General features: G+C 71.0%; 10 protein-coding genes. 7 read left to right on the top strand and 3 right to left on the bottom strand.

Annotated features, from left to right (window positions below):
- Window positions 1–22: 22 nt before the first annotated feature.
- Together AC24HA_RS12155 and AC24HA_RS12150 are read right to left on the bottom strand one after the other, a co-directional pair.
- On the bottom strand, window positions 23–430 hold the full coding sequence (locus tag AC24HA_RS12155; protein ID WP_425708633.1) for a hypothetical protein: 408 nt from the start codon (window positions 428–430) through the stop codon (window positions 23–25).
- A gap of 172 nt (window positions 431–602) precedes the next feature.
- Window positions 603–968 carry a hypothetical protein gene (locus tag AC24HA_RS12150; RefSeq protein WP_425708632.1) on the bottom strand — a complete coding sequence of 122 codons (366 nt, stop codon included), beginning with the start codon at window positions 966–968 and terminating at the stop codon, window positions 603–605.
- Window positions 969–1128: 160 nt separating this feature from the next.
- Between AC24HA_RS12150 and AC24HA_RS12145 the strand changes: the two genes are divergently transcribed.
- Entirely contained in the window at window positions 1129–2340 is a 1212-nt protein-coding gene (locus AC24HA_RS12145) for an N-acetylglucosamine-6-phosphate deacetylase (protein ID WP_425708631.1), read from the top strand.
- A gap of 99 nt (window positions 2341–2439) precedes the next feature.
- Here AC24HA_RS12145 and argF read toward each other — a convergent pair whose 3' ends face one another.
- The gene (gene argF / locus AC24HA_RS12140; RefSeq protein ID WP_425708630.1) at window positions 2440–3450 is read right to left on the bottom strand and encodes an ornithine carbamoyltransferase; all 1011 of its coding nucleotides are present in this window, start codon (window positions 3448–3450) and stop codon (window positions 2440–2442) included.
- Window positions 3451–3645: 195 nt separating this feature from the next.
- Here argF and AC24HA_RS12135 point away from each other — a divergent pair, with 195 nt between their 5' ends.
- The 6 genes from AC24HA_RS12135 to AC24HA_RS12110 all read left to right on the top strand — a co-directional run bounded on the left by AC24HA_RS12135 (window position 3646) and on the right by AC24HA_RS12110 (window position 12096).
- Entirely contained in the window at window positions 3646–4683 is a 1038-nt protein-coding gene (locus tag AC24HA_RS12135; RefSeq protein ID WP_425708629.1) for a ferric reductase-like transmembrane domain-containing protein, read from the top strand.
- Window positions 4684–4889: 206 nt separating this feature from the next.
- The gene (locus tag AC24HA_RS12130) at window positions 4890–6293 is read left to right on the top strand and encodes a C40 family peptidase (RefSeq protein ID WP_425708628.1); all 1404 of its coding nucleotides are present in this window, start codon (window positions 4890–4892) and stop codon (window positions 6291–6293) included.
- Between the two features lie 232 nt (window positions 6294–6525).
- A complete protein-coding gene (locus AC24HA_RS12125; RefSeq protein WP_425708627.1) occupies window positions 6526–7980 on the top strand; it encodes an NAD-dependent succinate-semialdehyde dehydrogenase in 1455 nt (484 codons plus the stop codon).
- Window positions 7981–8091: 111 nt separating this feature from the next.
- The gene (locus tag AC24HA_RS12120; RefSeq protein WP_425708626.1) at window positions 8092–9132 is read left to right on the top strand and encodes a LacI family DNA-binding transcriptional regulator; all 1041 of its coding nucleotides are present in this window, start codon (window positions 8092–8094) and stop codon (window positions 9130–9132) included.
- Window positions 9133–9502: 370 nt separating this feature from the next.
- Window positions 9503–11032, top strand: coding sequence for an ABC transporter substrate-binding protein (locus tag AC24HA_RS12115; protein WP_425708625.1), 1530 nt, complete (start codon window positions 9503–9505; stop codon window positions 11030–11032).
- A 119-nt stretch (window positions 11033–11151) separates the two neighbouring features.
- Window positions 11152–12096 (top strand): ABC transporter permease, encoded by a 945-nt coding sequence (locus AC24HA_RS12110; protein ID WP_425708624.1) that lies wholly within the window; start codon window positions 11152–11154, stop codon window positions 12094–12096.
- The last annotated feature ends 1 nt before the right edge of the window (window position 12097 follow it).

The following is a 12097-nucleotide window of genomic DNA, read 5'->3' as shown; positions in this document are numbered from 1 at the left end:
CGATCCGCCGGACCGGGATCCGTCAGCCGACCGAGCCGCCGCCGAGGCCGCTGAACTCCCCGCAGATCTCGCGGATCGCGGCCTCGTTCTCCGCGTTGTTCGCGATGACGTCCGCGTCCGGCTGGTCGCCGCCGCTCACGCTCTCGCCGAACTCGGCCTCCTGCTCGAACAGGGGACGCAGGTTGTCCGGCGACTGCTCGGAGAGCTCGCGGGTCCGCTCGCCGTACTCGGCAAAGATGTCCGACACGGCGTCCATGTCCGTGAAGTCGGTGAGCTCGATCGTCTGGTTCTCCATGTCCTGGTAGATGGTGGAGAACTCGTCGCAGGCCTCGGACTCGGACAGCTCCTCGCCCCCTCCGCCGCACGCGGCAAGGGTCGTGGCCAGGGTGCCGGCAGCGAGGAGGGCGGCGGCGGAACGGCGGCTGATCATCGGTGCTCTCCGTGACTGTCGTCGGTATCGGTCGGAAGCGGCACGAGCGTCTCGTGGGTACGGGGCCACGACAACACGCGCGAGTCGTCGGTGCGGGACGCGCGACCCGTTGGCGATCATAGGGCGGACGGCCGCACGGCTCCCGCTCCGCAGCCTGTACCGGACTCCGGGATCAGCCGCAGATGTCGGCGATCGCCTGGCTGTTCTGCTGGGAGGCCTCGAGGTCGGTGATCTCGGCGGTGCCGTCGGCGATGGAGGCCATGAGCTCGGCCTCGGACTCGAACAGCGTGGCGAGGTTGTCCGGGGACTGCTCGGCGAGCGAGGTCAGCTCACCTTCGTACTCCTCGAACATCGACATGTCGTCGGAGGCGTTGTCCTGCTCGGCGGCGCGCGCCTCGAACTCGCTGTACGTGGTCTCGTACTGCTCGCACGCGTCGGCCTCGGAGAGCTCGTCGCCACCGCCGCAGGCGGCCAGGCCGGTGGCGAGCAGACCGGCGGCGAGCACGCCGGTGAGGGTGCGGGTGAGGCGTCCAGGCATGGCGCCACGGTAGCCGGAGGGCACCGCCGCCGGCCGCGACGTTCCAGGGCGGATCCTGACGCCGCACGCCCGCACCCTCGGCCCCGGCCGGGGTCCTGGTCCCTGGTCCCTGCGCGATCCGCGACGTCGCGCCCCGCCGCCCGTGTAGCAGGCTGGCACCATGCCCACCTCCGCCCGGTTCGCGCTCCTCGGCCGGGTCGTGACGCCGGACGAGGTGCTCGAGCACGCCGCGGTTGTCGTCGAGGCGGGCCGCATCGTCGACGTCGCGCCCGTGAGCGACCTCGACCTCACGGGCGTCGACCGTCATGAGACCGACGGCTACGTACTCCCGGGACTCGTCGACCTGCACAATCACGGCGGTGCCGGCGTGGGCTTCCCCGACCCCGTCGACGCCGCCACCACACTGCGCGCCGTCCGCGAACACCGCTCCCACGGCACGACGACGATGCTCGCCTCCCTCGTCACCGCGCCTCCCGAGGCGCTCACGTCCCGCATCCGCCTGCTCGCCGACCTGTGCGAGGCCGGGGAGCTCGCCGGCATCCATCTCGAGGGACCGTTCCTCTCCGCCGCCCGCGCGGGCGCGCAGGATGTCGACGCGATCCGCCCGCCGGACGCGGCGCTCACCGCCGAGCTGATCGACCTCGCCCGAGGGCACCTCGCGACGATGACGCTCGCGCCCGAGCTCCCCGGGGCCGACGACGTCGTCGCGGCCCTCGCGCGCGGCGGCGCGCTCCCGTCGTTCGGCCACACCGACGCCGACGCCGCCACCACCCGCGCCGCGATCGCCCACGCCGCCCGGCTCCTCGTAGACGCGAGTGTGGAAGCGGCCGGACCCGCGCCCCGCTCGCACAGGCCCACCGTCACGCACTTGTTCAACGGCATGCGTCCGTTCAGCCACCGCGACCCGGGTCCGATCCCCGCGATCCTCTCCGCAGCCGCGAGGGGGTTCGTCGTCGTCGAGCTCATCGGTGACGGCGTGCACCTCGACCCGTCGCTCGTGCGCGACGTCGTCGAGATCGTCGGACGCGACGCGGCGGTCCTCGTCACCGACTCGACCGCCGCGACCGGCATGCCCGACGGCGCGCACCACCTCGCCGACCTGCGCGTCACAGTGACCGACGGCGTCGCTCGCCTCGCCGACGGCGGGGCGCTCGCCGGCAGCACGAGCCACCTGATCGACGTCGTGCGCACCGTTCACGGGGCCGGCGTGCCGCTCGTCGACGCGGTGTTCATGGCCTCCGCCGGGCCGGCGCGGGTGCTGGGTCGGACCGACGTCGGTCGCCTCGCTCCTGGCACCCGCACCGACGTGGTCCTCACCGATCACGACCTGCGCCCGACATCCGTCTACCGGGACGGGGATCTCGTGCGCTGACGCGCGGCCCGGCCGGCGTTCCGGCGAGTTCCGCATGGCGTTTCAGCGAGTGTGTGCCGGCGTTCCGGCGAGTTCCGTCCTGCCATTCCGCGAGCTGCCTCAGACCCCCGCGAGCGTCGCGACGAGCACGGCCTTGATCGTGTGCATCCGGTTGCCGGCCTGGTCGAACACCTTCGAGGCGGGGGACCGGAAGACCTCGTCGGTGACCTCGAGCGCGTCCATGCCGGTGGCGTCGTAGACCTCGCGCCCGACGGCGGTGCCCAGGTCGTGGAACGCCGGCAGGCAGTGGAGGAAGATCGCGGAGTCGTTGCCGGTGGCGGCCATGACGTCGCCGGTCACCTGGTAGCCCCGCAGCGCGGCGACGCGCTCGTCCCACACCGACCTCTTCTCGCCCATGGACACCCACACGTCGGTGGAGACGGCGTCGGCCCCGCGCACCCCCTGAGCCACGTCCGAGGTCAGCGTGATGCGGGCGCCGGTGGTCTCGGCGATGGCGCGGGCGGCCTCGACCACGTCCGGCGGCGGCTGGTAGGCCTCGGGCGCGACGATCCGCACGTCCATGCCGAGCAGCGCGGACGAGACGAGCAGGGAGCGGCCGGTGTTGAACCGGGCGTCACCCAGGTAGGCGTGCACGACGTCGGAGAAGGGCTTGGCCACCTGCTCCTTGATGGTCAGGGCGTCGGCGAGCATCTGGGTGGGGTGCCAGTCGTCGGTGAGGCCGTTGTAGACGGGGACGCCGGCGTGCTCGGCCAGCGTCTCCACGGTGGCCTGGTGGTCGCCCCGGTACTCGATGGCGTCGTACATCTGACCGAGCACGGCGGCGGTGTCCGGGATCGACTCCTTGTGCCCGATCTGCGAGCCCGACGGGTCGAGGTACGTCGTCGCGGCCCCCTGGTGGGCGGCGGCGACCTCGAAGGCGGCGCGCGTGCGGGTGGAGGTCTTCTCGAAGATGAGCGCGACCGCCTTACCCGTGAGCCGGCGCTCCTCGCGGCCCTCGAGGCGCTCGGCCTTGAGGCGGGCGGCGAGGTCGACGAGGTGCAGCCACTCGGCGGGGGAGAAGTCGAGCTCCTTGAGCAGGTGGCGGCCGGTGAGGGAGTGGGCGGTGGTCATGCCACAAGCGTACGTAGGTCGCGGGACGTGCCCGACGGCGAACGGCTCGCTCCCGGCCCGCCTCGTGGTCCGTTCCGACTTCGGGCCGACCGGGTGTGGCCACGGGCGCGGACCCTTATTACAGTGGTGAGCGGAAGGGGTGCTGCGCTCGACGACGAGCTTCGCCCGCAGGCCGGGGGAACAGGATGGTCACCGATGACCAGGACAGAGGCAGGACGCCGCAGGGCGTGGTTCGACTCCGCCGCGCTGACGCGAGACATCCGCGGAGCGGCGCTGGACGCGAGCGTGGCGCTCGTGGCCACGCTGGCGATCGTCGCGCTGCTCTGGTGGCGGATCGAGCAGGGCACGTCGGACACGATCGAGGTGATGCCGGACCTCGCCGCCGGCGAGTACTGGATGTACTGGGTGAGTCAGGCGTTCGGCTGGACGGCCATGCTGTGGGTCTGGATCACGGTGATGCTCGGGCTCATGCGCTCGAGCCGGCACCCGAGCTGGATGCCGATGTCCGTCGGGACGCTCGAGCGGTGGCACCGCCAGACGAGCCTGACCACCATCGCGCTGATGTTCGCCCACGTCGTGTGGTTCTTCGCCGAGATGGTGCGGCAGAACACCGCGGAGTCGGGCTGGGCCGCCGGCGTGTGGGAGGCGTTCGTCCAGTCGTGGGTGCCCGGCGGGTACAGCAGCGGCACCGGCGTGATCGCCATCCTCATCGGGCTGCTCGCGCTCTACCTGGCGATCCCGCTGGGACTCGCGTTCTACGCGCGCCGCGCGATGGGGCCGCGCACGTGGCGCGCGCTGCACGCGTCGGTCATCGTCGTCTACGTCCTCAGCGCCTGGCACACCCTGCTGTACGGCACGAGCGTGTGGTTCGACGGTCCGTTCCGGACCACGGTCTGGCTGCTGCAGCTGCCGGTCGCGGGGCTGCTCCTCGTGCGGCTGCTGCGGCCCGCCTACCGGCCCGGGGCGACGACGGTCGCCCGCGTCGGCCGGCTCGTCGCGCGCGTCGCCGCCACCGCGACGATCCTCGTGCTCCTGCTGGTCGCCGCCACCGGCCGCGACGGCGGACGCACGCCCGGGGTCGACGGCGCACCGCTCAACACCAGCCAGTGGATGATCTGGGTCGGGTTCGCGGTGTTCGTCGTGGTGGCGGCCGCCGTGGTCCGGGCACACCTCATGGGCCGGGTGAGGGTGGCCGATCGTGCGCTCGACCGCACGGGCGCTCGAGCCGAGTAGTTCTGGGACCTCGTCACGATCCGATACCGGCGACGTTTCGGTGAGATGTACGTCTCAGTTCACTTGAGTCACACGGGTTCACTCTGGTTACCTCTAGTCTCACGAGTAACACGGCACGTCGTGCCGTCGACAGCCACCGCGAATCGCTTGCAGCGAGGCAGGTGGGACGGGGCTGGGGGGCCTGAGTGCGAACGAGGAGAGAACCTGTGCGTCTGAAGAGATGGCTGCCCGCTGGTGCGGGGGTGGGCCTGGCGATCGCGTGCGTGGCCAGCTCGGCCGCCTACGGGACCAACGGCGACGTCGGAGCGACACCCCCGGCCGACCAGGTCACACGGATCGCGCTGCACGGACTGACCGCGTCGTCGTCCACGTTCACGTTCGGGTCGGTGACGTCGAGCGCCTTCACCTTCGGGCCGGCCGCGACGAGCCCGCTCGGTGCGGCCCCCACGCTGGCCTCCTGGCCGTCCAACGAGCCCGCGGCGCCGCTGTCCGGGGACGACGCGAGCACGACGGCGGTGAGCCTGGGTGCCGAGGGCGACGCGCTGTTCGTCGGCGACTGGGACGGCGACGGTGCCACGTCGGTGACCGTCCGCCGCGGCAACGCCATGTACGTGCGCAACGCCCGCGACCACGGCGCCGCCGACCACGTCTTCCACTACGGGCAGGCCGGCGACACGATCGTCGTCTCGAGCCTCGCCGACGGTCGCAGCACCTTCGCGATCGACCGTGGGCAGCTGGTGGAGCCGGAGCCGGAGCCGGCGCCCGAGCCGGAGATCGAGCCCGTTCCTGAGCCTGAGCCCGCTCCCGAGCCGGAGCCGGAGCCTGAGACGGAGCCGGAGCCTGAGACGGAGCCGACCCCTGAGCCGGAGCCGACCCCTGAGCCGGAGCCCGCCCCAGAGCCCGAGCCGGAGCCCGCCCCAGAGCCCGAGCCGGAGCCGGAGCCCGAGCCGGAGCCCGAGCCGGAGCCGGAGCCGGAGCCGACCCCGGAGCCCGAGCCCACGCCGGCTCCCGTGCCGGCCTCCGAGCCGGAGCCGGAGCCGACGCCCGAACCTGAGCCCGCCCCGTCGCCGGAGCCTGCACCGGCTCCCGAGCCTGAGCCGGCGCCCGAGCCCGCTCCCGAGCCCGCTCCCGAGCCGGAGCCTGAGCCGGCTCCTGCACCCGCACCGGCACCGGCCCCCGCGCCTGCTCCTGCACCGGCCCCCGCGCCTGCTCCTGCACCGGCGCCAGCTCCTGCGCCGGCCCCCGCGCCGGCTCCCGCACCCGCGTGGCGCGGCGACGCCGTCGTCTCGGTGGCGCACCAGTACCTCGGCTCGCCGTACGTCTGGGGCGGGACCACGCCGTCGGGCTGGGACTGCATCGGCTTCGCGGGGTACGTGTACGCCCAGTTCGGCGTCACCCTGCCGCGGACCACCGCGTGGGGCGCGTTCGCGCACTACCAGCAGGTGCCGGCGAGTCAGGCGCGTCCGGGCGACCTCATCTGGTGGCCGGGCCACGTGGCCATCTACACGGGCAACGGCCAGAACATCGGCGCCTGGAACCCGGGCATGGGTACCCGCGTGGGACCCAACTCCTGGGTCGCGGGGAACCCGGTCTACCTGAGGGTCCTGTAGTCCTCACCAGCTGACGGGGCGAGGGCCGCGAGCCGGCCCTCCGCCACCACCGACCACGTGCGGCCCGACGCGATCATGCGTCGGGCCGCACGTGCGTCCAGCCGGGGGGTCGTCCGCGCGCCGCCCTGCTGCGCATGCAGGCGTCGTTCCGGAGTCACGCCGCTTGACCACGCTCGACCGCGGATCTACCGTTGACTGCAAACGCTTGCAATCCTCTGGAAGGCATCTCGCAATGACGCAGATCGTCGTCGGCATCGACACCCCCACCGGCGTGCTCATCAACGGCGAGGTCCGCGCCGCGAGCGACGGTGGCACCTTCGAGGTCACGGACCCCGCGACCGCGCAAGTGCTCGCAACCGTCGCCAACGGCACGCTCGACGACGCCGCCGCATGCGTCGACTCCGCCGAAGCAGCCGCGGACGGCTGGGCCGCCACGAGCCCGCGGGAACGCTCGGGCATTCTCATGAAGGCGTTCGACCTCATGATCGAGCGTGAGCAGCAGATCGCCGAGCTCATCGTCCGAGAGAACGGCAAGGCGCTGTCCGACGCGCTGGGTGAGGTGCGGTACGCCGCCGAGTTCTTCCGCTGGTACGCGGAGGAGGCGGTCAGGGTCAGGGGAGAGATCCAGACGGCGCCCTCGGGGGCCAACCGGATCATGGTGATCCATCAACCGATCGGCATCTCGCTGCTCATCACGCCGTGGAACTTCCCCGCCGCGATGGCCACCCGCAAGATCGGTCCTGCCCTCGCCGCCGGCTGCACCGTGATACTCAAGCCAGCGTCCGAGACGCCGCTGACCGCTCTCGCGGTCGGCGCGATCCTGGCGGAGGCCGGCGTGCCCGACGGCGTCGTCAACGTCCTGCCCTCGCGTCGTTCCGGCGCGGTGGCGGATCAGATCCTGCACGACCCCCGCGTACGCAAGCTGTCCTTCACCGGTTCGACCGAGGTGGGGCGCAGACTCCTCAGGACGGCGGCGGACCGCGTGATCTCCTGCTCGATGGAGCTCGGTGGCAACGCACCGTTCGTCGTGCTCGACGACGCCGACCTCGACAAGGCCGTCGCCGGGGCGATGCTGGCGAAGATGCGCAACGGGGGAGAGGCGTGCACGGCGGCCAACCGGATCTACGTGCAGCGGCCGATCGCGGAGGAGTTCGCGGCGCGCCTGGCGCGGGCGATGGAGGCGTTGACGGTCGGGCCGGGTCTCGACGTCGGCACCGAGGTGGGGCCGCTCATCAACGACGACGCGATCACCAAGATCGAGGAGCTCGTCGCTGACGCGACGGCTCGTGGTGCCCGCATCCTTACCGGCGGCGAGAAGGCTCAGGGGTCCGGATACTTCTACCCTCCGACCGTGCTCGCCGACGTCGACGGCGACTCCCAGATCCTCGGCGAGGAGATCTTCGGTCCCGTCGCCCCCGTCGTCGTGTTCGACACCGACGAGGAGGCCATCGAGCGGGCCAACGCCACCGAGTACGGGCTCGTCTCCTACGTGTTCACCACCGACCTCTCGCGCGGGCTGCGCGTGAGCGAGGCGCTGGACTCGGGGATGGTCGGCCTCAACCGGGGGGTCGTCTCGGACGCCGCCGCACCGTTCGGCGGCACCAAGCAGTCGGGCCTCGGTCGTGAGGGCGGGCACGAGGGTCTCCTGGAGTACGCGGAGTCGAAGTACGTCGCCGTAGACTGGTGACAACAACGTTTGCATCGGCACTCTGACGGTCGGGACCGGTAGACCTCGGGGAGGTCGGGATCGTTCCTGACCACGACGTCGCCGTGTGCTGCCGGAAGGGGGTGGGAGTCGATGAGCGCGTCGGCGGAGGGCCGGTCGTCGGTCACGCTCCAGGAGGTGGCGCGCCGCGCCGGCGTCCATGCGGGCACGGCCTCGCGTGCGCTCAACCCGGCCACCCAGGGCCTGGTCAGCGAGGCGACGCTTCGCAAGGTGCAGCAGGCGGCCAAGGCGCTGAACTACCGGCCGAACCCGATGGCGCAGGGGCTCAAGACCAATCGGTCGATGATGGTCGGCATCGTCATCCCCGACCTCACGAACCCGCTCTTCCCGCCGATCGTGCGCGGCGCTGACTTCGAGCTCGCCCGCGCCGGCTACACGACCCTGATCGCCGACACGGACAACGACCCCGCTCGCGAGCGCGACTCCTTCGAGGCGCTCCAGACACGCCAGGTCGACGGCCTGATCGTCGCGTCCGCCCGCCGGGACGACGACACGGTCCAGGCGACCCATCGGGCCGGCATCCCGCTCGTGCTCATCAATCGGCGCGACGAGCACACCCAGCTGCCCGTCGTGCTCGGCGACGACGGGCACGGTGTCGAGCAGGCGATGCGGCACCTCTTCGGCCTCGGCCATCGCAGGATCGGGCACATCGCGGGCCCCAGCAGCATCTCGACCGGCGCCCTCCGTGCGCGTGCGTTCCGCCAGTGGATGTTCGAGCTGGGTGGTGAGCTCGACGACACGTTCAGCGGCGAGGTGAGCACGTACTCCATCGAGGAGGGCGCCCGCGTCGCGCACGAGATCCTGGGGCGCGCGCGCCCGACGGCCATCCTCGCCGGCAACGACCAGATCGCCGTGGGCGTGCTCGACGCGCTGCGGGAGCGGGGACTCCGCTGCCCCGAGGACGTCAGTGTCGTCGGCTACAACGACATGCCGCTCATGGACAAGCTCTCCCCGGCGGTGACGACGGTCCGCGTGCCGCACGCAGAGATCGGTGCGGAGGCGGCGCGTCTGCTGATCCGCCGGCTCGAGACCAAGGCGGACGATGCGCGCACCGTCTCGCTGCCGGTTCAGCTGGTCGTCCGGGACTCCACCGGTCCCGTCCCCGTCTCCTGATCCGGGGCACGCTTCGTTCCGGTCTGGCAGGTTGACCTCACCACCTGACCTGGCGCCGGGATCCGTTCATTCGCCTCGGTGGGGCGGCCCGACTTTCCAGCAATCGTTCGCACCATGCATCGCGGTGTCCTGTGGATCTCCTTCCCGAGAATGTTCATCAAGTCCGTGCGGTGCTTGACAGAACACGCCGAACGGAGGAGGCTGCCACGTAGCGCAATCGTTTGTATTCCTCGCGACAATCGTGTCGTCCGACCTCGTCGACGAGGGGCAGGAACGGCGCGTGACGCAGGAGGTCACGTGAGCGCCTGAGGTGTTGTCAGTGTCGACCGACCTTGGTTCGCCGATCTTCCGGCGGGAAATGGTGAAGAAGATGGCTCAGTCAAAGAGAACTGCCCGTGCAGCCACGGGTGCCGCCGCGACGGCCGCGCTCGTGGTGCTCGCCGCCTGCGGCGGCGGGGACTCCGCGGAGGGCGGCGGAGGGGACGGCGAGGAGGGCGGCGCGCTGGTCATCGCCGGGCCCGAGCCGCTGGACAACTGGGACCCGCTCCAGCAGGCCAACCCGGCATACATGTCCATGGTCTTCGACACGCTCATCGCCTGGAACGCCGACGGCAGCGGCTTCGAGCCGATGCTCGCCACGGAGTGGGAGCAGACGCCGGAGCACATCGAGTTCGTGCTGCGGGACGACGCGGTCTTCCACGACGGCACGCCGATCGACGCCGATGCGGTCGTGCAGAACATCGAGCGCATCCGGGACACGCCGCACAACTCCCAGGCCGTGTTCGCCAACGTCACCGAGATCGTCGCGGTCGACGAGACGACCGTCCGCCTCGAGCTGTCCGAGCCGACCGGAGGCATCCTCGAGACACTTGCCGACTGGCCCGGCTCGATCGTCGCCCCGGCGACGATCGAGGAGGGCAGCTTCCGCGAGCCCATCGGCTCCGCCGCGTTCCAGTACAACGCCGACGAGTCCCGGATCGGCTCCGAGATCGTCGTCGATGCGTTCCCCGACTACTACAACGCCGACGAGGTCGGCCCCAGCAGCGTCACCTACCTGGAGATGACGGAGCCCGAGCAGCGCTTCAACGCACTGCAGACCGGCCGGGCCAACGTCATCTACGGCGAGGGTGGCCAGATCGACCAGGCCGAGGCCGAGGGCATGGACGTCGTCGTCTACCCCAAGGTCCAGTGGGCGGCGATGCTGTCCGACGTCGAGGGCGTGTTCAGCGACGTCAACGTCCGGCAGGCCGTCTGCCACGGCATCAACTCGCAGCAGTTCCTCGACGCGCACTACTCCGGGCACGGCGAGACCGCGAGCCAGATCTTCCGGGAGGGCACCTCGGGGTTCAACCCCGATGTGGACAACCTCTACCCCTACGACGTCGACGCCGCGATCGCACTCCTCGAGGAGGCGGGAAACCCGGACGTCGAGTTCACGCTCCCGACCCCGGACGAGTACCAGCCGATCTATCAGGTGTTCGCCTCCCAGATGGAGGAGATCGGCATCACGGTCAACCTCGACGTCATGCCGTTCGGTGAGTTCATCTCGACGTACAACAACGGCGAGGCGCCCATGATCCTCTTCAGCAACCTGGCCGCCCACGGTCCCTACGCCTACTACCTCACGCGCTACGCGCCGGAGTCGGGCCGCAACGCCCACGGCGTGGAGTACCCGGAGCTGCTCGCCGCGGTCCAGGAGGGCGCGGCCGCCGAGGACGAGGAGAGCGCCGAGGAGTCCTACCAGGAGTTCTCGCGGATCGCGCTCGAGGAAGCTTACGACTGCGGCCAGTTCTACCTCACGGGCATCTGGATCTCCGACCCCGAGGCTGTCTCGGGTCTCGAGGCCATCCCCGGTCGGATCGACACCTTCAACTACATGGACGTCGAGATCAGCGGCTGACCCATGCCCTCGACGATCGACCATCCTGCCGTGCCGGCCGTCCCGCCGTCCTCGTCGCGCCTCCGGGTCGCGGGGACGGGCGGGGCGGTCCGCACGGCCTGTCGGACGGGTGACCACGCATGCTGAAGATGATCCTCAACCGGCTCGCGCTGATGATCCCGGTGCTGATCGCCGCCTCGATCTTCGTCTTCGTCCTCGCCAAGCTCATGCCGGTCGACCCGGCGCGCGTGCTGCTGGGCGACGGCGCGACCGACGCGCAGGTCGCCGAGGTCCGCGCCGAGCTCGGGCTCGACCGCTCCTGGCCGGTCCAGTACGGGAGCTGGCTGTGGAATGCCGTCCAGGGCGACTTCGGAGACTCGGTGTACGCCAACTGGCCGGTCGCCGAGCTCATCGGTGACAGCGTCGGCGTCACCATCTCCCTGTCGATCGCCGGCATCGCCTGCGCCGTCGTCCTCGGCCTGGGGCTGGGCACGATCGCCGGGCTGCGGGCCGGGTCGTGGGCGGACCGCGTCATCTCGGTGATCAACGCCCTGTGGATCGCCGTCCCGAACTTCTGGGTCGGCCTGCTGCTGGCCATCCTCCTCGGCGTCCAGCTGGGATGGCTGCCGGTCTCCGGGTACACCGAGATCACCGAGGACCCGGTGGAGTGGGCGCGCTCGTTGATCCTGCCCGGCATCGCGCTCGGCCTCAATCCCGCAGCGGTCATCGCGCGTCAGACTCGCGGCGCGGTGCGCGACATGTCGAACAGCCAGTTCGTCACCGCACTGCGCTCGCGAGGGATCAGCGAGAACCGGATCGTCAACCGCTACATCTTCAAGAACTCGATGGTCCCCGTCGTCGCCACCATCGGGATCCAGGTGCCGATCATCGTCGGCGGCACCCTCGTCGTCGAGAGCGTGTTCTCGCAGCCGGGCCTGGGCACCGAGCTCACCCGGGCGGTCCAGCGCTCCGACCCGTTCCTGCTGCAGGCAGGAGTCCTGATCATCGTCGTCTTCGTCCTGCTCCTGAACCTGGTGGTGGACATCGTCTACCGCGGGATCGACCCCAGGATCCGGGCGAGCTGAG

Source organism: Georgenia sp. Z1491 (assembly GCF_057652395.1).
Note: the sequence above shows the minus strand (reverse complement) of the source record. Positions and strands in the feature narration are given on the sequence as shown.

Coding starts and splice junctions, on each gene's coding strand:
- AC24HA_RS12155 (WP_425708633.1), bottom strand. CDS start 430: ATGATCAGCCGCCGTTCCGCCGCCGCCCTCCTCGCTGCCGGCACCCTG.
- AC24HA_RS12150 (WP_425708632.1), bottom strand. CDS start 968: ATGCCTGGACGCCTCACCCGCACCCTCACCGGCGTGCTCGCCGCCGGT.
- AC24HA_RS12145 (WP_425708631.1), top strand. CDS start 1,129: ATGCCCACCTCCGCCCGGTTCGCGCTCCTCGGCCGGGTCGTGACGCCG.
- argF (WP_425708630.1), bottom strand. CDS start 3,450: ATGACCACCGCCCACTCCCTCACCGGCCGCCACCTGCTCAAGGAGCTC.
- AC24HA_RS12135 (WP_425708629.1), top strand. CDS start 3,646: ATGACCAGGACAGAGGCAGGACGCCGCAGGGCGTGGTTCGACTCCGCC.
- AC24HA_RS12125 (WP_425708627.1), top strand. CDS start 6,526: ATGACGCAGATCGTCGTCGGCATCGACACCCCCACCGGCGTGCTCATC.
- AC24HA_RS12120 (WP_425708626.1), top strand. CDS start 8,092: ATGAGCGCGTCGGCGGAGGGCCGGTCGTCGGTCACGCTCCAGGAGGTG.
- AC24HA_RS12115 (WP_425708625.1), top strand. CDS start 9,503: ATGGCTCAGTCAAAGAGAACTGCCCGTGCAGCCACGGGTGCCGCCGCG.
- AC24HA_RS12110 (WP_425708624.1), top strand. CDS start 11,152: ATGCTGAAGATGATCCTCAACCGGCTCGCGCTGATGATCCCGGTGCTG.